The following is a 25649-nucleotide window of genomic DNA, read 5'->3' as shown; positions in this document are numbered from 1 at the left end:
TTGCGACGGTGTGGGTCAGGGGTGACGGGCAGACCTTGCATCCTGCGCGGCGGAGAAGTCAATGGATTCCGCCTCGCTAAATTCATTAGTTGGACATAAGCCCAGGTGAGAGAGGCCATGCGGCACTACTTGCAGCGGATCACTAATGCGCTTTAGAGTGACCTGACTCAAGCGCTTTAGTGCACAGCGGCTTTGAGCAGTGCCGCAATGAAGTGGGGAGCAAGGTTGCCAGCCAAGCGGTCTCCCGCGCGCCGGCCGACGATGAAGGACATCGCGCAGCGCGCCGGGGTCTCCGAGAGCGCGGTCTCGTTCGCGCTCAACGACCGGCCCGGGGTCTCCGAGATCACCCGGGACCGGGTGCGGCGGGTCGCCGAACAGCTGGGCTGGCGGCCCAGCACCGCGGCCCGCCAGCTGTCCGGCGAGGGCACGGCGACGGTCGGTCTCGTCCTGGCGAGGCCCGCGGACACCCTCGGGGTGGACTCGTTCTTCCTGCAGCTCATCTCGGGCATACAGGAGGTGCTGGCGGAACGTCACCTCGGGCTGCTCTTCCAGGTGGTCGAGGACGTCGACGACGAGTGCGCGGTGTACCGGCGCTGGTGGGCCGAGCACCGCGTGGACGGAGTACTGGTCGTCGATCCGCGGACCGACGACGCGCGCCCCGACCTGCTCGACGAGCTGGGGCTGCCGGCGGTGGTCATCGGCGGGGCGCCGGACGCCCGGCATCCCGGTCTGTCCACGGTCTGGGCGGACGACGCGGGCGCGATGGCGTCCGTCGTGGGGCGGCTGTACGAGCTGGGGCACCGGCGGATCGTGCACATCGCGGGGCTGCCCGGGCTCGCGCACACGGAGCGGCGGATCCGTACGCTGCGGGCCGAGGCGGAGCGGCGCGGGCTCGCGGAGGTGTGCTCCGTGACCACGGACTACTCCGACGCGGAGGGGGCTGCTGTCACGCGCCGCGTCCTGGAGGGTGGCGTGCTGGGGGGTGGCTCGCCGCCGACGGCACTGGTCTACGACAACGACGTGATGGCCGTCGCCGGGGTCGCCGCCGCGACGGAGCTGGGCTTCTCGGTACCGGGTGACGTGTCCGTCGTGGCCTGGGAGGACTCGGCGCTGTGCCGCATGGTGAAGCCGTGGCTGTCGGCGCTGTCGCGGGACACGGTCGCTTTCGGGCGCACGGCGGCGGTGGAGTTGACGTCGCTGCTGGACGGGGGGCCCGCGCGGGCTGTGGGGGTGCCTGTGCCGGGGTTGATCGAACGGGACAGCACGGGGCCCTGCGGGCCCTGCGGGGCTTGAGCGGGGTGGGGGGGTGGGGGCGGTTGTCGCTTGCGACGGGTGCCCCCACTTGGCCCCTGCCGGGGGTGTGCGTCTGTGTTTTGTGCGGGTGGGCTGGGGCTGAGCGCGCAGTTCCCCGCGCCCCTAGGGGGTGGGGGTGTGCGTCTGTGTTTTGTGCGGGTGGGCTGGGGCTGGGTGCGCCGTTTGCCGCGCCCCTAGAAGATCTCGGGGTGTGAGCGGTGCAGGGTGAAAACTGACAGCCGTGGAGGGCGACGGGCGGTTGTCACTCGTAGGCGCCAACGCTGGGAGCTTACCGGGGTCGGTAGGAGCAGGATTCGGCTGGCGCCGATCGTGCCTGCCGATGTGACCTGCCGCCAGGCTCCGCCCGTGTGGGTCTCGATCACGAAGGTCTCCACCTGCTGGCCGTGGCGGATGTCCTCCGCCAGTCGGATGCGGTTCACCTCGCGGGGCGTACCGAGGTCGACCGTGATCGTGCCGGTGGATCTGGTGATGTGCGCCCCGCGTGCCAGGTCCTCCGGGAGTTCGCGGTCTACGCGCTCGCGGAACTCCCGCAGGCGGGTGACGTCGGCGGCCGGGAGGAGGCCCCGGTCATCCGGGGGTACGTTGAGCAGCAGGACCGCGTTGCGGCCCACCGAGCCGAAGTAGATGTCCGTCAACTGCTGCACCGACTTCGGCTGTTGGTCGGCGTGGTAGAACCAGCCGTCCCGGATGGACACATCTGCCTCCGCCGGCCACCACTGGAGATGGTCGGCCACAGGCTGGGCGGCGACGAGGGCGTCCCGGCCGCCCATGTCCGGCGCGTCGTACGAGAGCGCGAAGTCCATGCGCCCGTTGGCCTTCTCCTGGACGGGTACGACGCTCCACTCGTTCTCGCGGGCCAGCCCGCCCTCGTTGCCGACCCAGCGCACATCGGGTCCGGACACGGCGACCGTGGCGTCCGGCGCGAGGGTCCTGATGAGCGTGTACCAGCTGTCCCAGTCGTACGTCTCGACCTTGTCCGGCGGGATACGGCCCTGCGCGCCGTCGAACCAGACCTCGTCGACCGGCCCGTACTCGGTGAGGACCTCGTAGAGCTGGTCGAGCATGTGGGCCCCGTAATCGGTGGCCGGGAGCGTGAAGGTGGGCCCGTCCGGGCGGTCGTCCCCCGGTACCGGAGTGGGGATCGTGCGCTCGGAGCGGGCGCTGCCGTTGGCATACACACCGTGCAGGTACTGGTTCTCGTCGGCCGGTGAGATGTAGACGCCGACCTTGAGCCCGTGGCGCCGCATGGAGTCCGCGAACGAACGCAGGACATCCCCCTGCCCGCCCTGCCAACTGCTCGATGCCACCGAGTGCTTGGTGTAGCGGGACGGGTAGAGGACGAAGCCGTCGTGGTGCTTGACGGTGAGGATGGCCAGCTTGAAGCCGCCGTCGCGCAGGGCGCGGGCCCACTGGTCGGTGTCGAGCCCGACCGGCTGGAAGACATCCGGATCCTCGTCCCCGGTGCCCCATTCGAGACCGGTGAAGGTGTTCACGCCGAAGTGCAGGAAGGCGGTCCGTTCGAGGGCCTGCCAGGCGATCTGCCGTTCCGTGGGCCGGACTCGGGAGGCCTTGCGGACCAGCTCGTCCGGGGAGTCGTCGGGGCTGACGGGGATCCGGTACCACGGCTCCCCGGAAGAGGCGGACGCGGCGGACGCGAGCGCCACGGACGTACCACTGGACGCCACGAGTGCCGCGGCGGCCGTGACGAAGAGACGTCTGGAGACTGCCATGGGGTCGGACTCCTCACATCAGGACATCAGGGGGCAGGGGTGGAGATCAGCGGGATTCCGAGTCACGCCGTGGTCAACTGCCATACGGCAGACGGCCGCTGGTCCGGCGGGTACTGCACCAGCCGGCCGTCGTCGCTCACGCTTACGGCCATCTGGGTGATCGCGTTGATGAGCCGGTAGCCACCCCGCGCCGGCGCCAACTGCCAGCGCTGCACGGTGTTCGCCGCGTCGCACGCCTGCTCGGAGACCTCGATACCGGGCTGGAGCGGCACGTTGAGCGTGAGCTTGCCGCCACGCACCTCCAGACAGCCGTCCGCGGTCTTCAAGGTCACGTAGCCGTCCGGGGTGCGCCCGACCTCGGCCGTGACGCGTGCGGCCCCCGAGCGGAAGGTGTACGTGCCGTTCGCGACCGGTACGCGGGTGAGGTCCCGCCACCCGGGTGCGTGGCCCACGGCCGCCGCGCGAGCGGTGAACCGGGCGTACGTGGCGTCCGGGTGAGGGTCGCCCCAGGTGGCCTGGGCGACATGGCGCAGAGCCGGGTCGGTGTCCTCCGCGACCTCGTTCTCGGTCTCGCCGCGGCCGTTGTCGGGCCAGAGGCTGATCTTCGCCCCGGTGATGCCCTCACGGGAGGCGAGCTTCTCGCCCTCGAAGCTGCGCGGGTCCCAACTCTGCTCGTACAGGCCCTTCGTGTCCGAGTGGAAGCCGCCGCGTACGAGATAGAGGGCGTAGGCCGCGTTCATCAACGGGTAACCCCGCGCCCGCAGTTCGCTGGGCTTCGTCGCCACGTTCAGCCAGTGCTCGACCGTCGTACCGGCCGTGACGGGCACGGTGTTGGCGCCGGTGAGCCCGTCGTTCCAGATCCGCAGCTCCTTCCCCCTGTCCGCCGCGTAGGCGTGGACCCGGTTGACGAAGTCGATGAAGGCGTCCTGCGGGGTGGCGTCCTCGCCGTACCTGGCCCTGGCGTACTCCAGGACCTGCGGATACTTGGCGAAGTCGGAGCCGAGCATGTACTCGTCGGCGCCCATGTGCCAGGAGTCGGCCGTGAACACCTGCGCGTACTCGTCCATCAGGCTCGTGTAGTAGGCGAAGGCCTCCGGGCGTGTGATGTCGAGCCGGGAGGGCTGCTTGTCGCCGTCGGAGTCGGTGAGCTGGAGATCCGGCCGGTTCTCGATCCAGGGGTCCATGTGCCCCGGGGAGTTGATCTCCGGCACGATGGTGACGTGGTACTTCTCCCCCAGGGCGACGAGCCGCCGTATCTCGTCCTTGGTGTAGTAGCCCCAGGTGTTGGCCTCGGGATGTGCGTCGCTCTTCACCTTCAGTTCCAGCAGCAGCTGGTTGAGCTTGTGGTACGCCATGTCGCGTACGAGGTTCTCCAGCCACTGTGTGGTGATGTGGACGTAGCAGGCGCACACTCCGACGCCCCGCTCCTCGTACCGCGGCACGTCGACGGTGCGGCCGGCGGGCAGCCGGTCGCCCTGGGCGAGGAGTTGGAGGACGGTCCGGGTGCCGTAGAAGGCACCCGTCTCCGTGGCGGCCGTCACCGACAGACGCGCGCCCGCGCGGAGTTCGTACCCCTCCTTGCCCAGCGCGGCCCTGCCGGGCGAGACGTCGACAACGATGTCACCCTTGCGCGCTCCCCCGCTCACGACCGGAACGGTGCCGTGGCCCGCCGCGCGCAGGTCGTCGGCGAGGGTGTCGGCGACGCGGCGTTCCGCACGGCCGTCGGCGACGAGACGGGTGCCGCGCTCGTACGCGTAATGGCCGGTTCCCGGCGTCCAGTCGGTCAGGGCGGGAACGGTGACAGGGACCGCGGGGACGGCCGCCGCTGCCGTCCCTGCCGTCTTTCTCGCCTCTGCCGCCCCAGCCGGCGGGACCGGCACCGCGAGCATCAGGAGCGCCGTCAGGGCGCCGACCAGCCAGGACCGTCCTGAAGACGCACTCTTGACGTCCGTACTCACGGGCACCTCCCATACATCGGAGGTGTGATGATTGGGCCGCCTTCAGGACATGTCAATGGGGTCCGTACTGCGCCGAGTTGAGCCAGTGGTCGGATGACCTGCCACTCCGCGCGAGGAATCAGCGAGCGGGGTCGCCAAAAGTCCAAGAGGAGCGCAGCGAATGTCCAAGCGCGTCCCGGCACGACGGCTCTCGGCCGATCAACTCTCGACGGGACGGCCGGCGCCGGGGCACAGTACTTCTCGTATGCGTGCGTACTCACCAGTACTCACCATGCTGATCAGATAGGACCACATCCCCGAGGAGCCACCGTGACCAGCTGGGTCGGCCGGACCGCCGCCGAGATCGCCGCCGCCGTCCGTGAGAAGCGGGTCACGCCGCGCGAGGTGGTGGCCGAGCACCTGGCGCGGATCGAGTTGCTCGACGCGCGCGTGGGCGCCTTCCGCCACGTACGCGCGTCGGCCGCGCTCGTCGAGGCGGACGAGGTGGGATCCCGGGCGGACCTGGCCGACCTCCCCCTGGCGGGCGTACCCGTGGCGGTCAAGGACAACCTGGCCGTACGCGGCGAGTCCACCCGCAACGGCAGCGCCGCGAGCCCGGACACCGCGGCGGCGGAGGACCACGAAACGGTGGCCAGGCTGCGTGCGGCGGGGGCCGTCGTGGTGGGCCTGACGAACGTCCCCGAACTGTGCGTCTTCGGCACCACTGAGGGCGTGTACGGCACGGCCCGCAACCCGTGGGACACCACCCGTACGGCGGGCGGCTCCTCCGGCGGCAGCGCGGCGGCGGTCGCCGCCGCGATGGTTCCCCTGGCGCTCGGCAACGACGGCATGGGGTCGCTGCGGATACCCGCCGCCAACTGCGGCCTGATAGGCCTCAAGCCGGGCCATGGCGTGATTCCGGCGGGCATCGGGCACGGTGACTGGTTCGGCATGTCCGAGAACGGGCCGCTGGCGACGACGGTCGAGGACGCCCGGCTGATGTTCTCGGTACTGGCCGCCACGGATGCCGTACGCGCCGCGGAACCCGCGCCTCCTTCGGTTCTCTCGGTCGCCGTGTCCGTGCGCAGTCCGCTGGTGGGGGTCGCCGTCACCCGGCCGTACGTGACCGCGGCCCGTGAGGCGGCCGGGCTGCTCGCCGGGGAGGGGCATCGGGTGCGGCGCGCGGACCCGCCGTATCCGGTGTGGCTGGGTACGACCTCGCTGGCGCACTGGACGGCCGGGACGGCGGTGGACGCGGAAGGGCTCGACCCGCGGCGGCTGGCACCGCGGACGCGGGTGCACACGGGGCTGGGGCGCCGGTTCGTGGACTCGGTACGGACCGGTGTGCGCCGGCAGCAGCTGCGGGAGCGGCTCACGCCCTTCTTCGAGGAGCACGATGTGCTGCTCACGCCCGCGTTGGCGCGGCGGGGGCCTGCCGCGGCCGAGTGGCACAAGCGGGGGTGGCTGCGGAATGTTCTGGTCAACACGAACTACTCGCCGCTGACTCCGCCGTGGAATCTGACGGGGTGGCCGGCGATGGTGGTGCCGTTCGGGGTGCTGCCGTCGGGCGGGCCGGGGGCTGTGCAGCTGGTGGGGCGGCCAGGGAGCGAGGGGGTTCTGCTGGCGCTGGCGGAGCAGTTGGAGGTGCTGCGGCCTTGGACACGGACCGCTCCGCTGGGAGGAGCGGGGTAGCTCCGCCGGGGGTGCGGGGTGTGGGGTCGGGTGTGTGCGGCTCAGCTGGCGGGGTGCGGGTGGGTCGTTGCTGGCCGCGCAGTTCCCCGCGCCCCTAAAGGCAAGGGGGCCGGCGGTCAGAGTGTTCGGTGCATGACGTACAGGGCGACTCTGCCGTGGGTCGGGTGGGTGAAAGCCTCGGGGATCGTACCCACCACCTCGAAACCCAGTGACGTCCACAGTTTCACGGCGGGGTTGGTCTCCACGACGGCGTTGAAGACCATCGCCCGGTAGCCGTCGGCCTTGGCCGTCCGCAGGATGTGTTCCGCCAGAGCCCGGCCGATGCCCTGGCCGGTGCGGTCAGGGTCGACCATGAAGCCGGCGTTGGCGACATCGGCCGCGGGACCGCCGTAGTTGGGGGTGACGTAGGCGGAGCCCACGACGGCACCCGACCCCTCGTCCTCGGCGACGAACACACGCTTGCCCGGCGCCATCCACAGCGCGCGGGCATCCTCGTCGGAGGTGTCCGGGTCCCAGGCGTAGGACTCGGCGGCGGCCACGATGCGATGCCAGAAAGGCCAGATCCTCGGCCAGTCGCCGGCCACGGCTTCTCTGATCAACATGGACCCGAGTCTGGCACGACCGCCTGTGCGCCACTCCGTCGCCCCATACCGACCCGCGCGGTCAGAGCCACGGGAGCGGGCCGTGCCGGTACGTCGCAGCCCGTCGCGTACGGCTCCTGCGATCGACCGTCCCCATCCGTCCTTGGGGCCGTACACCCGGAAGGCGACGGGCTCGACGTACCGGCACGGCCCCGACCCACCCACTCACTCGCCCCCACCCATCACCGCCAGACGCCCTCGAAGGGGTCGCCTGGCGGCTCCGGACGGTCCCGGGCGATAAGGGCAGCCGCCCCGGGCCGGTCAGTCCACGCTGGGCAGGATGTGGGGCTCGGCCAGGTCGTCCTCGTAGCCCGCCAGCCGGATGGGCGCGGACCTGGCCCACACGTCCAGGCTGCCGAGCTTCTCCGCCCGGTCCGTGACCTCTGTCCGTTCCTTGAGGCCTTGATCGAGATTCGTCGTCTCCGGTGTCACCGCGCACTCCTTATGTGTCGGGTCACCCTCGGGGCGCACAGGACCACTCTGCTGTCGGTCGCCGGCGTCCGCGCGGGTCTGAACAAAGGCACTTCGGACGCGGTGGCGCCGGTCAACTCGCATGAGAGCAGGCCGTGGTGACTGGCTTGTCCCGGGACGGACCGTGGGTGTGGGTGGGACCCAAATGAGCTGTCCGTCCCGCACAGAGTAACCAAATGAGCGGGCCGCCGCTCGATGGGGCTGAAAACAAGGTGTAACCATCTGAAGTCATCCAGCCAACGTTCGGCCGTCCGTTCGACATCCGCCACTCGTTGTCCACCTCGGTTGTCCACAGGCAGGGAGCCACCCGTCCGGCCCTGTGCCAACATGATCAGCGCCCCACTGTCCATGTGAAGGAGCCCGACATGGCCGCCCAGCAGGTACGCGGTGTCATCGCCCCCGGCAAGAACGAGCCGGTGCAGATCCGGACGATCCTCATCCCCGACCCGGGTCCCGGCGAGGCCGTGGTGAAGATCCAGGCCTGCGGGGTCTGCCACACCGACCTGCACTACAAGCAGGGCGGCATCAGCGACGAGTACCCCTTCCTGCTCGGCCACGAGGCGGCGGGCGTCGTCGAGTCGGTCGGCGAGGGCGTCACCGACGTCGCCCCCGGCGACTTCGTGGTCCTCAACTGGCGAGCGGTGTGCGGCCAGTGTCGCGCCTGCCTCCGCGGCCGCCCCTGGTACTGCTTCGACACGCACAACGCGAAGCAGAAGATGACCTTGGAGGACGGCACCGAGCTCTCCCCCGCCCTGGGCATCGGCGCCTTCGCCGAGAAGACCCTGGTCGCGGCCGGCCAGTGCACCAAGGTCGACCCGTCCGTGTCCCCGGCGGTCGCGGGCCTGCTCGGCTGCGGCGTGATGGCCGGCATCGGAGCGGCCATCAACACCGGCGGAGTGGGCCGCGGCGACTCCGTCGCCGTCATCGGCTGCGGCGGCGTGGGCGACGCCGCGATCGCCGGGGCGAACCTCGCCGGCGCCGCGAAGATCATCGCCGTCGACATCGACGACCGGAAGCTGGAGAAGGCCCGCACGATGGGCGCCACCCACACGGTCAACTCCAAGGAGACGGACCCCGTCGAGGCGATCCGCGAGCTGACCGGCGGCTTCGGCGCCGACGTCGTGATCGAGGCGGTCGGCCGCCCGGAGACGTACAAGCAGGCGTTCTACGCCCGCGACCTGGCGGGCACGGTGGTCCTGGTCGGTGTCCCCACCCCTGAGATGAAGCTCGAACTGCCCCTGCTGGACGTCTTCGGCCGCGGCGGCAGCCTGAAGTCGTCCTGGTACGGCGACTGCCTGCCCTCACGCGACTTCCCGATGCTGATCGACCTCCATCAGCAGGGAAGGCTGGACCTGGCGGCCTTCGTGACGGAGACCATCACGCTCGACGACGTCGAGCAGGCCTTCGACCGCATGCACGGCGGCGACGTCCTGCGATCGGTGGTGGAGCTGTGACGACCGCCCGCATCGAGCACCTGGTCACCTCCGGCACGTTCAGCCTGGACGGCGGCACCTGGGACGTCGACAACAACGTATGGATCGTGGGCGACGACACCGAGGCGGTCGTCATCGACGCGGCGCACGACGCGGACGCCATCGCAAAGGCCCTCGGCACCCGCACCCTGCGCGCGATCATCTGCACCCACGCGCACAACGACCACATCGACGCGGCCCCGGCGCTCGCGGCGCGCACCGGCGCACCGATCCTGCTCCACCCGGACGACCTCCCGCTCTGGAAGCAGACGCACCCGGACCGCCTCCCGGACGGCGAGCTGTCCGACGGCGAGAAGCTCACCGTGGCGGGCGTGGAGCTGACCGTCCTGCACACGCCGGGTCACGCGCCGGGGGCCGTCTGCCTGTACGCCCCGGAGCTGGACACCGTCTTCACCGGCGACACCCTCTTCCAGGGCGGTCCCGGCGCGACGGGCCGGTCGTTCTCCCACTTCCCGACGATCGTGGAGTCGATCAGGACCCGCCTGCTCGACCTGCCCGCCGGGACGGTGGTCCGCACCGGCCACGGCGACACGACGACGGTCGGCGCCGAGGCCCCGAACCTCCAGGAGTGGATCGACCGGGGGCACTGAACGAGCTGTCGGGCAGGTGTGCAGTTCAGTTCCCGTTGGCCCGATTGAAATCTGGCCATGATCTGCTGGCGCGAGACGACGGCCTTTCTCGCCCGCAGGGAGGACTGGCGCATGGAGCTGCGCAGAGTCGAAGAGCTGATGGATCTGCTGCACGCCTGCCGAGGAGCCCGGGGCACCGCCTGCCTCGGCGGCGCCCCGGTCGATCTGCACGACCACGCCCTGCAGACCGCCGCGCTGCTGCGCCGAAGTCGCCCGGCCGACAAGGAACTCCAGGTGGCCGGGTTGGTGCATGGCGTCGGGCAGCTGCTGCGGCCGGGCGATGCCCGGGGTCACGCCGACCTCGCGGCCGACGCGGTCCGGCCACTGCTGGGCGAGCGGGTCGCCTGCCTGGTACGCCTGCACGAGGCGCCCCCTGTCGGTCCGCCCCTGGACGATCAGCTCACGGAGGACGTACTGATCCTGCGCCAGGCCGACGAGTCCGCCAGGACGGCGGGCCTGGACGCGGGAGTGCTGGAGGACTGGCGCACGGTACTGGAACTGGTGTCGACCCGGCACGCCCGCCTGGGCGCGGTCGACTGACAGCTCGACCCCCACACCCTGCCCCCACCCTGCGCCGCCCACGCCCGGCCCCTCCCGCACCCCGCCCCTCCCGGACCGTTCCCCTCCCAAGCCCTGTCGGCTGACGGACCGTCATGAGACGGTACGCGGATGACGTCGCCGTACGCGTTCGGGGGCAAGGTCGCCGTCGTCACCGGGGCCTCGCGCGGGATCGGGCTGGCCGTCGCCGAGGGGTTCGTGGCGGCGGGCGCGCGGGTGTGCGTCACGGCACGGGACGCCGACGGGCTGGCCCGGGCCACCGCGCGGCTGGGCGACGCCGTGGGCCTGGCGGGCACCGTCGCCGACCCGGCCCACCTGCGCCGGCTGACCGAGCTGGCGATGGACGAGTACGGCCGCATCGACGTGGTGGTGAACAACGCGGCGACGAACCAGCCGTACGGGCCGCTCATGGACGCGGACCCGGACCGGTGGCGCGAGGCGTTCACGGTCAACGTCGAGGCCCCGCTGCGGCTGGTGCAGCACGCGTGGCGGGCCTGGATGCGCGCGCACGGCGGCTCGGTGGTCAACATCTGCACCGAGGGAGCGACGCACGTCGGCCCCCACCTGGGCGCTTACGGCACCAGCAAAGCCGCCCTGCTGCACCTGACCCGGCAACTGGCGGGCGAGCTGGCCCCCGGGGTCCGGGTCAACGCGGTCTCCCCCGGCCTCGTACGCACCGAGATGGCCCGCTTCGTCTGGGACCGGGCGGACCACGAGTCGGCCACCGGCCTGCCCCTCGGCCGCATGGGCGAGCCGGAGGACATAGCCGGAGCTGTCCTGTGGCTCACCTCGGACGCGGCGAAGTGGATCACAGGCACAGACCTACTGGTGGACGGCGGGACAAGGGTCCGAGCGGCACACGCCCCGAAGAGCGCGCCCCTCCAGGACGGGAACTACCACTTGCCGGGCGCGTAGTCCTTCAGGAATACCCCGAACAGGTCCTCCCCCTGCTCCCCCCGCACGATCGGGTCGTACACCCGCGCCGCCCCGTCGATGAGGTCGAGCGGCGCGTGGAAGCCCGCGTCGGCGAGCCGCATCTTGTCCGGGTGCGGCCGCTCGTCCGTGATCCACCCGGTGTCGACGGCGGTCATCAGGATGCCGTCCTTCTCGAACATCTCCTGCGCGCTGGTGCGCGTGAGCATGTTGAGCGCGGCCTTGGCCATGTTGGTGTGCGGATGCCCGGCGCCCTTGTAACCGCGGTTGAAGACGCCCTCCATGGCGGACACGTTGACGATGTACGTCCGCCCGGCCTCGGCCGCCGCCATCGCCCCCCGCAACCGGCTGATGAGGATGAACGGCGCCGTGGAGTTGCAGAGCTGGACCTCGAGAAGCTCGATCGGCGTGACCTCCTCGACGGCCTGGATCCAGCTGTTGGTGTCGTGCAGATCGGGTACGAGCCCGCCCGCGTCGATGGCCGTACCGGCGGCGATCCGCTCCAGGGAGGCGGAGCCGGAGATGAGCGCGAGGTCGGTCACGTCCTGCGCGGTCAGGGCGCCGCCCCCGGCCACCGGGAGCGCGGACACCGCGCCGGAGCCGAAGGTGCCGATGACCTCGGCGGGCGGCAGTTCGCCGGCGGGCAGCGGCCCCGACTCGGCGGCGAGCAGCTCGCTGTAGGCGCCCGGAGAACGGCGTACGGTCTGCGCGGCGTTGTTGATCAGGATGTCGAGCGGTCCCGCGGCGGCGACCGAGTCGGCGAGCGCCACGACCTGGGCGGGGTCCCGCAGGTCGATGCCGACGATCTTCAGCCGGCCGATCCACTCGTCGCTGTCGGGCATGGCCTTGAAGCGGCGGATCGCGTCGTTCGGGAAGCGTGTGGTGATCGTGGTGTGCGCGCCGTCCCGCAGGAGCCGCAGCGCGATGTACATACCGATCTTGGCCCGGCCGCCGGTGAGCAGCGCGCGCTTGCCGGTGAGGTCGGTGCGGGCGTCCCGGCGGGCGCGGTTCTCGGCGGCGCACTTCTGGCAGAGCTGGTGGTAGAAGTAGTCGACCTCGGTGTACCGGGTCTTGCAGGTGTAGCAGGAGCGCGGGCGCTGGAGTATCCCCGCGATGGCGCCGGCCTCGGTGACGGACGACGGCAGGACGCCCTCGGTCTCGTCGTCGATGCGCTGGGCGGACCCGGTGGCGGTGGCCTCGGTGACGGCCTTGTCGTGGGCGGTCTTGGCGGCCCTGCGCTCCTGGCGGCGGCGCTGCTTGACCGAGCGGTAGATCCCCGCGGTGGCGCGGCGCACGGCGATCGCGTCGGGGTGGTCGACGTCGATCTTCTCCAGCTCGTCGAGCACGGCGAGGCAGACGGCCAGCCGCTCCGGGTCGATACCGGGACCGTACGAACCGTCCGGGTCCTGTCCCGTGTCCACGGCGGGGGCCGCCTGGCTGTCCTCTGTCACCGTCATCGCCGCTGCCGTTCCTAGGGTTCTCGCGCGGCGCTCGAACCGCGCTCGCTCACGAAGGCGGAATTTTACGGAGCACAGGGCAAAGGCACCAAACCCGCGATGATCACCGTTCTCCCCCGGGCCCGTGGAAGGCGGCCCTCCGGGCGTCCTGCGGGCCCGAAGGAGGTGTCTTTAGGACACACAGGCGGCGTTCAGTTCCGCCACCTCCACGATCAGCGACTTGGCCAGCAGGTCGAGGTCGGGTACGGCCTCCGCGTCGGCGACGAGCCCGTAGTGGACGCGCCCGCGGAACGTCGACACCGCCACAGCGAGGGCCTGGCCGCGGGCCAGCGGGGCGAGCGGGTACACCTCGGTCAGCGGGCAGCCGCCGAGCGTCATGCCGAGGCTGGGCAGCGGCACGCTGGTGACCAGGATGTCGAAGAGCAGCCGGGCGGCCTGGCCGACGACGGGCATGCCGAGCCGGTGGCCGATCGCCGGGACGTGGTCGGCGAGCAGGGCGACGGCTCCCGCTCCCCGGTGGGGTCCCGCGTCCTTGTTGCGGTTCATGTCCGCGCGTACGGCGGCGAGCCGCGCGAGCGGGTCCGGGTCGTCGACGGGGAGCCTTATCAAGTACCCGGAGAGCCGGTTCCCCTGCGGGTGCGCGGTGCGCGGGCGCCGCCGGGAGACGGGGATCAGGGCCCGGGGCGAGACCCCGTCGCTGCCGTCGCCGCGCTCGTCGAGCCAGCGGCGCAGGGCGCCCGCGACGACGGCGATGAGGACGTCGTTGACGGTGCCGCCCACGCTCTTGCGGATCGTGTGGATCTCGTCGAGCTCCACGGCCACGCCCGCGACCCGGCGGGTGCCGGTGGGCTTCGAGACCAGGGCGGCACAGGACCGTACGTCCCAGGTGGCGCGGGCCACGGAGGCGCCGATGTCCAGAGCGCGACCCGCGTCGGAGAGCGCGCCGCGGACCAGTCCCGGCAGCTTCGTCACGTCGGGGACGAGGCCGGCGAGGAAGCCTCGCTCCGGCTCCGCGGGGCGTGGGCGGGGTGCCGGCATGTCCATGGGGTCGAGGACGGCCGCCGCGAGCGTCAGGGCCCGCAGGCCGTCGGCCAGGGCGTGGTGGAACTTGAACAGGACGGCGAAGGAGGTGCCGTCCACGCCGGGCACGACGTGGGCCTCCCAGGGGGGCCTGCCGCGCTCCAGGGGCCGCTGCATGAGCGCGCCGGCCGCGGCGTGGAAGTCGGCGGCGGGGGCGTGCAGGCGGACGTGGTCGAGCGGTTCGAAGTCGGGGGCGGCCTCGCGGGCCGCGCCGCCGAAGTCGAGGGGCTGCCAGATGTCGCGGATCCGCATGCGCAGCCCGGGTACACCGGCCGCGCGGGCGGCGAGCAGATCGGCCGCGTGCCGGCCCGCGGCGGGCGAGTGGGCCGCGAAGATGCCCAGTGCCCCGAGATGCATGGGGTGCTCGGGGGATTCGATGCTCCAGAACGCCAGGTCGAGTGGTGCGAGAAGGTCGGAGTCAGCGGGCCGTACTTTCAATGGCTTGGCTCTCGCGTCGACGACGGGTGAGCCAGCAGTCAATCCCGGCCGGACGATTACGGTCAAGTACGATCAAGCTACGCTCAGTTAACAGCAGATTAAGTCCCGCTCCCGGTGACAGGAGCGGGACCCATGTGGCGCACGAGGCATCTGGGGTCATCTGGGCGCATCCGGGAGTGGGCGACATCACCCGCCGACCCTGCCCGGACGGGCTCGCGCGGCCCTACGGCACCTGCTGGCCCTTGCCGAGGGCTATCACGCCGTCCTTGGAGACGGTGTACAGCTCCCGGTCCCGTTCCGGGTTGACGCCTATGGTCGCGCCCGGGGGTACCTGCACGTTCTTGTCGAGGACCGCGCCGCGTACGACGGCGCCCCGCCCGATGTGCACGTTGTCGTGGAGGATCGACCCCTGGACTACGGCTCCCGGGTCGACTAGGACACCCGGGGAGAGCACCGAGCGCGTGACCTGCCCCCGGATGAGGCAGCCCGCGCTGATGATCGACTCGCTCGCGATGCCGCCCGCGTTGAACCGCGCCGGCGACAGCTGCCCGGAGCTGGTGTAGATGGGCCAGCTGCGGTTGAAGAGGTTGAAGGCGGGCCGCTCGGCGATCAGGTCCATATGGGCGTCGTAGTACGCGTCCAGGGTGCCCACGTCACGCCAGTAGCCCTGGTCGCGGGTGGTCTCGCCGGGCACGTGGTTGTCGCTGAAGTCGTAGAGCCCGGCCTCGCCGCGCTCGGTGAGCTGGGGAAGGATCGAACCGCCCATGTCGTGCACGGAGTTCGCGTCCTCGGCGTCCCGCTGCAGCGCCTCTATCAGGGCCTTGGTGGTGAAGATGTAGTTGCCCATGGAGGCGAAGACGCACTCGGGGTCGTCGTGCAGACCGGGCGGGTCCGCCGGCTTCTCCAGGAAGCGCTCCACCGTCTGCCCGTCCGTGCCCGGCGTGATCACCCCGAAGGACGACGACTCGGTCCGCGGCACGCGGATACCGGCCACGGTCACCCCCGCCCCGCTGTCGATGTGCTGGGCGAGCATCTGGCGCGGGTCCATGCGGTACACGTGGTCGGCGCCGAACACCGCCACGTACTCGGGCTGTTCGTCGTACACGAGGTTCAGGGACTGCAGGATCGCGTCGGCGCTGCCCAGGTACCAGCGCGGGCCGAGGCGCTGCTGCGCCGGGACCGGCGTCACATAGTTGCCCAGCAGGCTGGACATCCGCCACGTCGTGGTGACGTGCCGGTCGAGCGAGTGCGACTTGTACTGCGTCAGGACACAGATGCGCAGAATGTCGGCATTGACGAGGTTGGACAGTACGAAGTCGACGAGGCGGTACGTGCCGCCGAACGTGACCGCTGGTTTGGCGCGGTCCGCGGTGAGGGGCATCAGGCGTTTGCCTTCCCCGCCCGCCAGCACGATCCCGAGCACCGAAGGTCCACCACGACGCATGGCCGCTCCCCTAACCCTCATTGATCCAGGCCTGCCTTCGAGCAGACCGGACTACGCCTGTTTGAGGATCTCCTCGTACAGCCGGACCGTACGCCGGGCGACGGCGTCCCAGCCGAACTCCCCCACCGCGCGCCGCCGTCCGGCCTCGCCCATCCGCCGGGCGGCCCCGGCATCCCCGAGGACCGAGTCCAGCGCCTGCGCGAGTCCTGTCTCGAAGTCCTCGTCCACGGACACCAGTACCCCGGTTTCACCGTCCTCAACGACCTCCGGGATACCGCCGACCCGGGAGGCGACCACCGGGGTTCCGCAGGCCATCGCCTCCAGGTTGACGATGCCGAGCGGCTCGTAGACCGAGGGGCAGACGAACACGGCCGCGTGGGTGAGGAGTTGGATGACCTCGGGGCGGGGCAGCATCTGCGGGATCCAGTGCACTCCCGCACGGACCCGGCTCAGCTCCTCGAAGAGGACGCGGAACTCCTGGTCGATCTCGGGGGTGTCCGGCGCGCCCGCGCAGAGCACGACCTGCGCCGCGGGGTCGATGTCGCGCACCGCCCGCAGGAGATGGGGCACGCCCTTCTGGCGCGTGATGCGGCCCACGAAGAGCACGTACGGCCGGGAGGTGTCGAGACCGAGCCGCTCCAGGACGTCCGTGCCGTGGTCCGGGCGGTAGAGGCTGGTGTCGATGCCGTTGTGGACGATGTGCACCTTGGCCGGGTCCAGGGACGGGTAGCAGCCGAGGATGTCCTCGCGCATGGCCCCGGAGACGGCGATCACGCCGTCGGCCGACTCGACCGCGGTGCGCTCGGCCCAGCTGGACAGGGCGTAACCGCCGCCCAGTTGCTCGGCCTTCCAGGGGCGCAGCGGCTCCAGCGAGTGCGCGGTCATGACATGCGGGATGCCGTACTGGAGCTTCGCGAGGTGGCCGGCGAGGTTGGCGTACCAGGTGTGCGAATGGACGAGGTCGCGGTCCTCCAGCGCGGCCGCCATGGAGAGGTCCACGGAGAACGTGCGCAACGCGTCGTTGGCGCCGTCGAGCACGGACCAGGGCCGGTGCCTGACCACCCCGCCGCCGGCGCCCTCGCCCCAGCAGTGCACGCCCAGGTCGGTGAGCGGCCTCAGCTCCCGGGCGAGGAACTCGACATGGACTCCCGCGCCGCCGTACACGTCCGGCGGATACTCGCGGGTCAGCAGTCCCACTCGCACCCGGAACCCCCTGTCTCTGTGGCTGGTTCCCACATGGTCACCCAGATGGGTCGGTTGGGGAAGAGCGCGGTGCCCGAGTGAAGCAGCAGTCGCCGCACAACCCGCCACCGGGTACCCGGTAATAGAGGCAGCAACTGCGCCGTCTGAAGGCGGTTCCGTCCCAGTCGCCGGTGTCCCGCAGGTCGGGGTGGCCGAGGAGTTCGGCGGTGAGCGCGCGTACGCGATCACGGACGTCCGTACGGCCGTGGGCGACGGCCCAGCCGTCGAGCAGGCGCGCGGTGCTCGCGAGGGCGGAGGCCGCGTTGCCCCACAGCAGCCCCGCGGCCACCGGGTGCCGCTCTCTCAGCGCTGCCGAGAGGGGTGCGAGGTGGCCGTTTTGCACGAGCCGCCGGATCGTCGCCGCGTCGCCGGGCAGCGCGCGCACCCGCGACAGCCACAGGTCGTCGGGAGCGCTGCCGTCGGCGTCCCAGTGCAGCAGACGGGGGTCGAGGTCCGGTACCTGGCCGTAGAGCACGGCGGCACCCAGGGCCACGGACCACAGCCGGGCGGCGAGCCCCTGCTGTGCCACGGACACCCCGACGCGAACCTCCGGCGCGGCCAGCAGCCGGACGACCTTGCGGACACGGAAGGCGAGCGGATCGACTCCCTCGTGATCGACCTCCTCGTGATCCCGCCGCCCGGCGCACTCCGGCGCGTCGGGGGCGCCTCGTGTCGCGTAGACCTCGGCGAGCGTCGGCAGCGGCGGCCGTCCTGTGCGCGGGCGCGGCCGTCCCGTGCGCAGGGCGAAGAAACCTTCGAGAGCGGCGAGCCGATTGAGGTCCGGATCGAGATTCACGAAGACCAAGTACACCAAGGGGGCATAACGGCGCCGGAGGGCGGGTTGTACTTCGTGTCACCCGACCTGGGGAGGACTCGGTCCAAGACGTACTCCATCGGCAGTAGGACCCAATGACTGCTCAGGTACGACGACACCGGACCTTTCACAAGGGATCGTCATAACCATGGAAGCCGACCGTTCGCCGCACCGGACTCTGCACCCGCCGGAGCGCGTCCGCCACACGCAGAGGAGAGACACATGAGCGCACTAGTGCTTTCTGTGGTGCTCTCCCTCGTCTCCGCCGTCGCCTACGCGGGCGGGGCCATCGTGCAGGAACGTGTCGCGGCGACCACGCCCGAGCGTACGTACGCCCCCATGCGCCAGCTCGCCTGGTGGGCGGCGGTCGGTCTCAACGCGCTCGGCGGACTGCTGCACGTCGTGGCGCTGGCCTACGGGCCGCTCAGCCTGGTCCAGCCGCTGGGCGCGCTGACCATCGTGTTCGCGCTGCCCATGGCGGCCGTCTTCGTCCGCCGCAGGGCCGGGGCGACCGCCTGGCGGGGCGCGATCATGGCGACGATCGGTCTGGCCGGGATCCTGGCACTGGTCGGCACCGCCGACTCGCAGTCCCTGAACAGCGCCCAGCGCGTCGTGGTGGCCCTGGTCACCGGCGGTGCGGTGGTGGCGCTGATGACGGCGGCCCGCGCCGCGCACCGGCACCCGGCCGTGCGCAGCATCCTGCTGGCGATCGCGGCGGGTGTCGCCTTCGGTATGTCGTCGGTGTTCACGAAGACCGTCGCGGTGGACTGGACGGGCGGCGTGGCACTCGCCGACCTGCCGAGCCTCGCCGTGATCGGCGTGCTGGCGACCGCCGGAATGCTGCTGTCGCAGGCCTCGTACCGGGGCGCCGGACTCGCGGCCCCGCTGGCCACGCTGACCGTCGTGAACCCGATCGTGGCCGCCGCGGTGGGACTGACGATGTTCGGCGAGACGTTCCGCCACGGCGAGACGGGCACCATGCTCGCCCTCGGCTGCGGGGTCGTCGCCGCGGGCGGTCTGATCCTGCTCACCACGGAGCGGATCAGCGGCTCGGAGCGTACGCAGGCGGTCGCCCCGGCTGCCGGAGCGGCGCCCTCGGCCGCGGACACCGTGCTTCAGGAGGCGTCACAGGGCGCGGTCCCGGACAGCACGCCGAGCCGCTTCGAGCAGGCCGCGGCGGTTTTTCCTCCCGAGCGGCCGGCGGTATCCGCTCCCGCCTCCGCCTCGGTCTCCCCCGCGGCCTCCGCCTCGGTCTCCGCCGGGCGGCGGGTCTCCTCGGGGGTGCGGGACAAGGCGTACACGCCGGCGGCTGTACGAGAAGAATCGTTCACGGGGGCTGCGGGGCGGCGCAAACGGCTCGCGGCCGCCGGACCGGCCAGGCAGGCCCCGCGCACGGTCCGTGGCGTACACGAGGGCGTACCTGAGCAGGCGCGCGTGTCCGGCGCCGGAGTACCGGGCGGTCGGCAGGAGTCGCCCGCGCCGACCGGGATGCTCGCCGCCGTGAGCGAGGAGGCCCTGGTGCCGCCGCCCGGGTCCAACGGGCCCCCGCCGCCCGGCGACCTGCCGGACGGCCCGGACGAGGTGGCATGGCCGGAAAGCCTCTACTACGGCGTTCCGTGCCTGCCCCTGCTGCCCGCCCCGATGCTGCTGCGCGCCTGCGTCAAATCCTGACGCCGCCGGTCAGATCCGGACCCCGCCGGCGCGCAGGTAGGCGACCGGATCGACGTCGCTGCCGAAACCGGGCCCCGTCCGCACCTCGAAGTGCAGATGCGGGCCCGAGCTGTTGCCCGTGGAGCCGGACCGGCCGATGCGCTGGCCGGCCCCCACGTTCTGCCCGGCCTTCACGGAGATCGCGGACAGATGGGCGTACTGGGTGTAGCGGCCGTCGCCGTGCCGGATCACCACCTGGTAGCCGAAGGACCCGCCCCACCCCGCGGTCACCACGCTGCCCGCCCCGACCGACTTGACGGACGTACCGGTCGGCACGGGGAAGTCGACACCCGTGTGATAGCCCTTCGACCAGGAGGAACCGGCGGCGTGGTACGGGGTGCCGGTGCCGGCGCTCACCGGCGCGGTGAGGGTGTGGGTGACCGAGTGGGTCTTCTTCTGCGACTTCTCCTCGGCCTTCTCTTCCTTCTTCTTCTCCTTCGTGCCCTTGTTGTCCGTCTTCTCCTTCGTCGGCGCCTTCGTCTGCGCCTTGCCGTGCAGGCTCAGCCGCTGGCCGGGGACGATCAGATCGGGGTCGGAGCCGACGGTCCTGCGGTTGGCGTCGTACAGCTGGCGCCAACCGCCGGGTATCTTGCGGGTGCCCGCGATCTCCGAGAGCGTGTCGCCGTGGACGACCGTGTACATCTCGGCGGTCCCGGCCCGGGACTGGGGCGTGGTCTGCGGCTGTACGTCGACCTTGCGCTTGGCGGTCTGCGTGGAGGTGCCCGAGGGGCTGATGTCGGGGCTGTCGCCACCGCGGGTGAGCCCCGCCCGCTGCGAGCAGGTGGGCCAGGCGCCCGGCCCCTGCCCGTCCAGGACCTTCTCGGCGACGGCTATCTGCTGGTCCTTGGTGGCGAGGTCGGCGCGGGCCGCGTAGGCCCTGCCGCCGTAGGCCTCCCAGGTGGACTGGCTGAACTGGAGCCCGCCGTAGTAGCCGTTGCCCGTGTTGATGTGCCAGTTGTTCGTGGACTCGCAGGCGGCGACCTTGTTCCAGGTGTCCACATCGGCCGCGTTCGCGACGCCGGTCCCGATGAGCGGTATCGCCATTCCGGCACCGCCGACCGTGACCGTGAGTGACGCTCGATTGATCCTGTTGGGCTGATACCGGCGGTGCCGGCCGCGTACGGCCATGAAGGTGCCCCCTAAACAAGCGTCAGGAGCGGCAAAAGTAAACGCTGCTAACAGGCCATGACAAGAGGGCAATCAGCCTCCCTATCCCGCCAAGTGACCAGGAATGCGCCTTCGTTCGCGATGGTTGGTGCAGATGCCGGTGGCAGGTACGAGGGTGAAGTTCGCCCGGAGGCTGAGGCGAGGGCGCCTCTTCTGCGTACACATCGTCGGCACGGCAGGATGTGCGGTCGGAGAACCGGCAAGTCAGGATGGTCGGTGGGTCAATACTGGCGGGCAGGACCGGCACCACTGATTCAGGATCTTAGGAGCCAAACCGTATGAGCAACTCAGCGCAGATCGGTGTCACGGGACTCGCGGTGATGGGGCGCAATCTCGCCCGTAACTTCGCGCGGAACGGATACGCCGTCGCCCTGCACAACCGGACGGCGGCGCGCACGCACGCGCTGGTGGAGGAGTTCGGCAGTGAGGGCGACTTCATCGCGACGGAGACGGCCAAGGAGTTCGTGGCCGCGCTGGAGCGGCCCCGCCGCCTGGTGATCATGGTGAAGGCCGGTGAACCGACCGACGCGGTGATCCAGGAGTTCGCCCCGCTCCTGGAGCCGGGCGACATGATCATCGACGGCGGCAACGCGCACTTCGCGGACACCCGGCGCCGGGAGCGCGAGCTGCGCGAGCAGGGCATCCACTTCGTCGGCGCGGGCATCTCCGGCGGTGAGGAGGGCGCGCTCAACGGCCCGAGCATCATGCCGGGCGGTCCGGTCGAGTCGTACGAGTCGCTGGGCCCGATGCTGGAGAAGATCTCCGCGAAGGCCGAGGACGGCGCGCCGTGTGTCACGCACGTCGGTCCCGACGGCGCCGGGCACTTCGTGAAGATGGTGCACAACGGCATCGAGTACGCCGACATGCAGCTGATCGGCGAGGCGTACCAGCTGCTGCGCGATGTGGCCGGGTACTCCCCCGCGCAGATCGCCGACATCTTCCGCACCTGGAACACCGGGCGCCTCGACTCGTACCTGATCGAGATCACCGCCGAGGTCCTCTCCCACGTGGACGAGGCGACGGGCAAGCCGTTCGTGGACGTGGTGCAGGACCAGGCCGAGCAGAAGGGCACGGGCCGCTGGACCGTGCAGATCGCCCTTGACCTGGGCGTACCGGTGTCGGGCATCGCCGAGGCGGTCTTCGCCCGGTCGCTGTCGGGCCACAGCGCGCTGCGCGAGGCCTCGCGCGGTCTCGCCGGGCCGTCGGCGACGGCGCTGAGCGAGTCCGAGGCGTCGGCGTTCGCCGACCAGGTGGAGCAGGCGCTGTACGCGTCGAAGATCGTGTCCTACACGCAGGGCTTCCACGAGGTCGCGGCCGGCAGCGCCGAGTACGACTGGAACATCGACCTGGGCGCGGTCGCGTCGATCTGGCGCGGGGGCTGCATCATCCGGGCGGCGTTCCTGGACCGGATCCGGGAGGCGTACGACGCGCAGGCGGAGCTGCCGAGCCTGCTCTCCGACGACACGTTCGCGCAGGAGATCGCGGCGGCGCAGGACGACTGGCGCGCGGTGCTCGTCTCCGCCGTGCAGCAGGGGGTGCCGACGCCCGGGTTCGCGGCGGCGCTGGCGTACTACGACGCGCTGCGCGCGGAGCGGTTGCCCGCGGCGCTCACGCAGGGGCAGCGGGACTTCTTCGGGGCGCACACGTACCGGCGGACCGACCGGGAGGGGTCGTTCCACACGCTGTGGGGCGGGGACCGGTCCGAGGTCTCCGGCTGACGACCGAGGGTTGAGGGCTGGGGGAACTGAGGGTTCGTTGCAGGGTGCGGGCCCGGTGGAGGCTGATCGCGCGGTTCCCCGCGCCCCTCAAGGCAAAGCCGGTGGCCCGGCGTGGATGTCTCCACGCCGGGCCACCGGCTTCGGGCGTTGTCAGGGCGTTGTCAGCCCAAGGGGCCCGGCTGGGGCTCCGGCGGTGGGGTCGGGTCCGGGCCGGGCGCGGGGCGCGGCGGCGGTCCCGGGACCGGACGCGGCTTCGGGGTCGGCGGCACCGGGTCCGGGTCGGGGAAGGGCTGCGGTCGGTCCGGGCCCGGGCCGGGTGTGGGATCCGGGTGTACGGGATCGGGGAACGGTTGCGTCATCATGTCCTCCAGCCAGAGGGAACGTCGGCTCTGGACTTCTCCCACGCGTACCCGGACCCCGCGCACCCACTCACCCCCTGGCGGGACGAACGGGGCCCATGTGGCCCCGTGAGGGCGCGGGGAACCGCGCGACCGGCGCCCACCGGCCCGCGCCGCGAGCACCGGACCCGGCGGTTGCGCCGCTCAGAAGCGGCCGGGGTGCGCCGCGAGCCACTCCTTCGCCGCACTCAGCAGCGCCGGGTCCGCCACCGGCGCCTCGTCCGGGTGCCGCTCGGCCCACTTCACGACGTACGGGCAGAGCGGCGCGACCGGCACACCCTCGCGCCCGGAGATCGCGTACAGCTCACGGGCCAGGGAGCCCGCGATGCCCTTGCCCTCATGGGCGGGCTCCACGGTGGTGTGCACCGGGACGAGGGCGCGACCGGGGCTTTCGAGGACGAAGTACGCGATGCGACCCGCCACTTCGTCACCGGCGTACGCCTCCAGGAGGCCGCCGGCCCGGTCGTCGCGGATGGTGATCTCGCTCATGGATGCTCCTCGTGGCTACGGGTGTGGTGAGTGCGGGTACGGGGCCGGTCGGGCCGTAGGGACGGCCTGCGGCCCAGGCGCACGGGTGACGGCGACTTGAGCGTAACCGGTGGTGCTCATGGATCGCCGGGGTGCACGTACCGGGGCCGCGGCGCCGTCGGGAGTGACGGCGCCACGGCCTTGCGACATGTCAGCCGGCGCTCACGGTGCGGCCCGTGGCGAGCAACTGCGTCTCCCAGGCGAAGGCGACGCCGGTGGCGCCCCCGTGCTGAAGCAGAATGTCGGTCACGGCCGGGATGGTCTCCTCGCGCGCCCAGTCGCGCTGCCACTCACTCGCCACGGCCGTCCAGGTGATCGGCACCACGCCCGCCTGGATCATGCGGCGCACGGCCATGTCATGCGCTTCCTTCGAGGCACTGCCCGAGGCGTCGGTGACGACGAAGACCTCGAAACCCTCGCCCGCCGCCTGGATCGCCGGCATCGCGACACAGATCTCCGTCCACAGGCCGGCGATGATCAGCTTCTTGCGGCCGGTCGCCTTGACGGCGTCGACGACGTTCGCGTCCTCCCAGGTGTTGATGAGCGTGCGGTTGATCGGCTTCTGCTCCGGAAACACGTCCTGCAGCCCCTGGATGAGGTAGCCGCCGCGCTCCTCCAGCACGGTCGTCAGAATGGTCGGCACGTCGAACGCCTTGGCGGCCTTGGCCAGGCCGACGGCGTTGTTCACGATCATCGTGGGTTCGTGGCTGTGCAGGTTGGCGAACTGGAACGGCTGGTGGTCGATGAGGACGACGACGCTCTCCTCGGGCGTCAGCAGCGCCTGCAGTCCGGACTTCGTCTCGTTGCTCATGGGGTCCCTCTCCGGGTCTTCGTGGCGCCGGGGGCGTGTGCGCGGTCACCCTGGGGTCGGCTCGACCGACCACCACGCCGCGTCGGCTGATATCGCGTGTCGGCTGACATCGCGTCACGAGCGGGCTCGGGCTCGGCCTCGCACTCAGCTTCGACGGGAGGACGGCCCGCGGCCTCGGTGACGGCTCGCTGCCCGCCGGCCGAGCGGTTAATACATCAACCACATTAGCAGTGCTGGTTGACGTGTCAACCAGATGCATGGAGTCGTCCCGGGCCTCAACTACGGCAGGAATGCGGGCAGTTGACCGCGCGCACCGCGCTCACAGGCGGCCGGGCGTCACCGGGCCGGCGGGTTCCGGCGCGGTGTGATGACGGCGTTCGGGAGGGCCGGTGCGGGCAGGGGGCCGCCGGGGAAGTCCTCGATGACGCCGAAGCGGTCGGAGGAGGCCTCCCAGTCCTCACGGGCTCGCACGATGTCCTCGTGGCTGCGGCCCACGAAGTTCCACCACATGACGATCTCCTCTTCGAAGGGAGGTCCGCCGATGAGGACGGCCCGCGCCGGGGCGTCGGCTTCGTTCACCAACGTCAGGGTGTCCGCGCCGCGAGGGACGTAGCCGAGTTCGGCGGGCCGCAGCACGGTGTCGGCCACGCGGATGTCTCCGCTGTCCACGAGGAGGCCGTGCTCGAAGGCCGGCTCCACGGCGAGAGTGAGTACCCCATGGGGTTCGATGACGATCTCGGCGCCGAGCAGCGGTGTGAAGGTCCGGGCCGAGGAGGTCCGGCCGGCGAGCGAGCCCAGGAAGACCCTGATCTCGGCGCCGTCGACCCGCACGGGTTCGGGCACGTAGTGCTGGAAGTCCCGGGCGGCGCGGCGGTGTTCCTCGGGCAGCGCGACCCACAACTGGACGCCGTGGAGGACGGCGGTGTCCGGGGTGGAGACCTCGGAGTGGGCGATGCCGTGTCCGCCGGTCATGAGGTTCATCTCGCCGGGCCGGATCAAGGCGTGGGTGCCGAGGGTGTCGCGGTGTTCGAGCTCTCCGCTGAACAGCCAGCTCACCGTCTGCAGTCCGGTGTGCGGATGCGGGGGCATGTTCATACCCCCCGAGACGGCGACCTGGTGGGGGCCGTAGTGGTCGACGAAGCACCAGGCGCCGATGAGTGTGCGCTGCCGCTGGGGCAGCGTCCGCCGTACGCGCATCGCACGTGGGCCCCCGAGAGGGACTTCACGCGCGGACAGGACGTCGACCCCGGGGGCTCCGTCCGGCCGGCCGCCTTCGACGGGCGCACCGCCGAGCAGGGCCACGACATCGTTTTCCGCGTTGCTCATCGAGAGCACCTCCCACATGATTTGGTTGTCACGTCAACTAGGGTGGCACAAGGCAGAGCGGGACGGCACGGGGCAGGGCGGCGCGGGGCGGGGTGGCCGGCCCGCCCCGCGGCTCAGG

21 protein-coding genes are annotated in these 25649 nt (G+C 71.3%); 8 read left to right on the top strand and 13 right to left on the bottom strand.

Annotation, left to right across the window (positions count from 1 at the left end; translation table 11 throughout):
- Nucleotides 1–225 precede the first annotated feature (225 nt).
- Nucleotides 226–1293 carry a LacI family DNA-binding transcriptional regulator gene (locus IE278_RS36470; RefSeq protein ID WP_189779105.1) on the top strand — a complete coding sequence of 356 codons (1068 nt, stop codon included), beginning with the start codon at nucleotides 226–228 and terminating at the stop codon, nucleotides 1291–1293.
- Nucleotides 1294–1487: 194 nt separating this feature from the next.
- On the opposite strand, the gene IE278_RS36465 is transcribed toward IE278_RS36470, so the two are convergent.
- Together IE278_RS36465 and IE278_RS36460 are read right to left on the bottom strand one after the other, a co-directional pair.
- Entirely contained in the window at nucleotides 1488–3044 is a 1557-nt protein-coding gene (locus IE278_RS36465) for an alpha-L-fucosidase (protein WP_189779104.1), read from the bottom strand.
- Nucleotides 3045–3106: 62 nt separating this feature from the next.
- Complete coding sequence (locus IE278_RS36460; RefSeq protein WP_189779171.1) at nucleotides 3107–4933, bottom strand: glycoside hydrolase family 20 protein; 1827 nt, start codon at nucleotides 4931–4933, stop codon at nucleotides 3107–3109.
- A 378-nt stretch (nucleotides 4934–5311) separates the two neighbouring features.
- On the opposite strand from IE278_RS36460, the gene IE278_RS36455 reads away from it, so the two are divergent.
- The gene (locus tag IE278_RS36455) at nucleotides 5312–6673 is read left to right on the top strand and encodes an amidase (RefSeq protein WP_189779102.1); all 1362 of its coding nucleotides are present in this window, start codon (nucleotides 5312–5314) and stop codon (nucleotides 6671–6673) included.
- Between the two features lie 116 nt (nucleotides 6674–6789).
- Here the strand turns inward: IE278_RS36455 and IE278_RS36450 are convergent, their stop codons facing one another.
- Both IE278_RS36450 and IE278_RS36445 read right to left on the bottom strand, forming a co-directional pair.
- Complete coding sequence (locus tag IE278_RS36450; protein WP_189779100.1) at nucleotides 6790–7275, bottom strand: GNAT family N-acetyltransferase; 486 nt, start codon at nucleotides 7273–7275, stop codon at nucleotides 6790–6792.
- A 300-nt stretch (nucleotides 7276–7575) separates the two neighbouring features.
- A complete protein-coding gene (locus IE278_RS36445) occupies nucleotides 7576–7746 on the bottom strand; it encodes a hypothetical protein (protein ID WP_189779098.1) in 171 nt (56 codons plus the stop codon).
- A 404-nt stretch (nucleotides 7747–8150) separates the two neighbouring features.
- Between IE278_RS36445 and IE278_RS36440 the strand changes: the two genes are divergently transcribed.
- From IE278_RS36440 to IE278_RS36425, 4 genes are all read left to right on the top strand, one after another.
- The gene (locus tag IE278_RS36440) at nucleotides 8151–9239 is read left to right on the top strand and encodes an S-(hydroxymethyl)mycothiol dehydrogenase (RefSeq protein WP_189779096.1); all 1089 of its coding nucleotides are present in this window, start codon (nucleotides 8151–8153) and stop codon (nucleotides 9237–9239) included.
- Nucleotides 9236–9868, top strand: a complete 633-nt coding sequence (locus IE278_RS36435) for an MBL fold metallo-hydrolase (protein ID WP_189779094.1) — start codon at nucleotides 9236–9238, stop codon at nucleotides 9866–9868. Before IE278_RS36440 ends, IE278_RS36435 begins: the two co-directional genes overlap by 4 nt.
- A 111-nt stretch (nucleotides 9869–9979) precedes the next feature.
- Nucleotides 9980–10447 carry a hypothetical protein gene (locus IE278_RS36430; RefSeq protein ID WP_189779169.1) on the top strand — a complete coding sequence of 156 codons (468 nt, stop codon included), beginning with the start codon at nucleotides 9980–9982 and terminating at the stop codon, nucleotides 10445–10447.
- A 129-nt stretch (nucleotides 10448–10576) separates the two neighbouring features.
- Complete coding sequence (locus tag IE278_RS36425; RefSeq protein WP_189779092.1) at nucleotides 10577–11380, top strand: SDR family oxidoreductase; 804 nt, start codon at nucleotides 10577–10579, stop codon at nucleotides 11378–11380.
- Here IE278_RS36425 and IE278_RS36420 read toward each other — a convergent pair.
- The 5 genes from IE278_RS36420 to IE278_RS36400 all read right to left on the bottom strand — a co-directional run bounded on the left by IE278_RS36420 (nucleotide 11359) and on the right by IE278_RS36400 (nucleotide 17855).
- Nucleotides 11359–12855: an SDR family NAD(P)-dependent oxidoreductase gene (locus tag IE278_RS36420; RefSeq protein ID WP_189779090.1), complete on the bottom strand. Its 1497-nt coding sequence runs from the start codon at nucleotides 12853–12855 to the stop codon at nucleotides 11359–11361. The genes IE278_RS36425 and IE278_RS36420 overlap by 22 nt on opposite strands.
- A 171-nt stretch (nucleotides 12856–13026) precedes the next feature.
- On the bottom strand, nucleotides 13027–14373 hold the full coding sequence (locus IE278_RS36415) for a wax ester/triacylglycerol synthase family O-acyltransferase (protein ID WP_189779088.1): 1347 nt from the start codon (nucleotides 14371–14373) through the stop codon (nucleotides 13027–13029).
- Nucleotides 14374–14596: 223 nt separating this feature from the next.
- Nucleotides 14597–15817 (bottom strand): glucose-1-phosphate adenylyltransferase, encoded by a 1221-nt coding sequence (glgC, locus tag IE278_RS36410; RefSeq protein WP_189779086.1) that lies wholly within the window; start codon nucleotides 15815–15817, stop codon nucleotides 14597–14599.
- Between the two features lie 51 nt (nucleotides 15818–15868).
- Nucleotides 15869–17020: a glycogen synthase gene (gene glgA, locus IE278_RS36405; RefSeq protein ID WP_246571254.1), complete on the bottom strand. Its 1152-nt coding sequence runs from the start codon at nucleotides 17018–17020 to the stop codon at nucleotides 15869–15871.
- A gap of 37 nt (nucleotides 17021–17057) precedes the next feature.
- Entirely contained in the window at nucleotides 17058–17855 is a 798-nt protein-coding gene (locus IE278_RS36400) for a (2Fe-2S)-binding protein (RefSeq protein WP_189779082.1), read from the bottom strand.
- A 240-nt stretch (nucleotides 17856–18095) separates the two neighbouring features.
- Here IE278_RS36400 and IE278_RS42605 point away from each other — a divergent pair, with 240 nt between their 5' ends.
- Entirely contained in the window at nucleotides 18096–19544 is a 1449-nt protein-coding gene (locus tag IE278_RS42605; protein WP_246571251.1) for a DMT family transporter, read from the top strand.
- A 9-nt stretch (nucleotides 19545–19553) separates the two neighbouring features.
- Here the strand turns inward: IE278_RS42605 and IE278_RS36390 are convergent, their stop codons facing one another.
- Nucleotides 19554–20711 (bottom strand): transglycosylase family protein, encoded by a 1158-nt coding sequence (locus IE278_RS36390; protein WP_189779080.1) that lies wholly within the window; start codon nucleotides 20709–20711, stop codon nucleotides 19554–19556.
- A gap of 317 nt (nucleotides 20712–21028) precedes the next feature.
- Between IE278_RS36390 and gnd the strand changes: the two genes are divergently transcribed.
- Nucleotides 21029–22468, top strand: a complete 1440-nt coding sequence (gnd, locus tag IE278_RS36385) for an NADP-dependent phosphogluconate dehydrogenase (RefSeq protein ID WP_189779072.1) — start codon at nucleotides 21029–21031, stop codon at nucleotides 22466–22468.
- Between the two features lie 542 nt (nucleotides 22469–23010).
- Here the strand turns inward: gnd and IE278_RS36380 are convergent.
- From IE278_RS36380 to IE278_RS36370, 3 genes are all read right to left on the bottom strand, one after another.
- A complete protein-coding gene (locus IE278_RS36380; protein WP_189779070.1) occupies nucleotides 23011–23355 on the bottom strand; it encodes a GNAT family N-acetyltransferase in 345 nt (114 codons plus the stop codon).
- A 190-nt stretch (nucleotides 23356–23545) separates the two neighbouring features.
- Nucleotides 23546–24205: a hydrolase gene (locus IE278_RS36375; RefSeq protein ID WP_189779068.1), complete on the bottom strand. Its 660-nt coding sequence runs from the start codon at nucleotides 24203–24205 to the stop codon at nucleotides 23546–23548.
- Between the two features lie 336 nt (nucleotides 24206–24541).
- Nucleotides 24542–25531, bottom strand: coding sequence for a pirin family protein (locus tag IE278_RS36370; RefSeq protein WP_189779066.1), 990 nt, complete (start codon nucleotides 25529–25531; stop codon nucleotides 24542–24544).
- Between the last annotated feature and the right edge of the window lie 118 nt (nucleotides 25532–25649).

Source organism: Streptomyces tauricus, assembly GCF_014650955.1.
Classification (GTDB): domain Bacteria; phylum Actinomycetota; class Actinomycetes; order Streptomycetales; family Streptomycetaceae; genus Streptomyces; species Streptomyces tauricus.
Note: the sequence above shows the minus strand (reverse complement) of the source record. Positions and strands in the feature narration are given on the sequence as shown.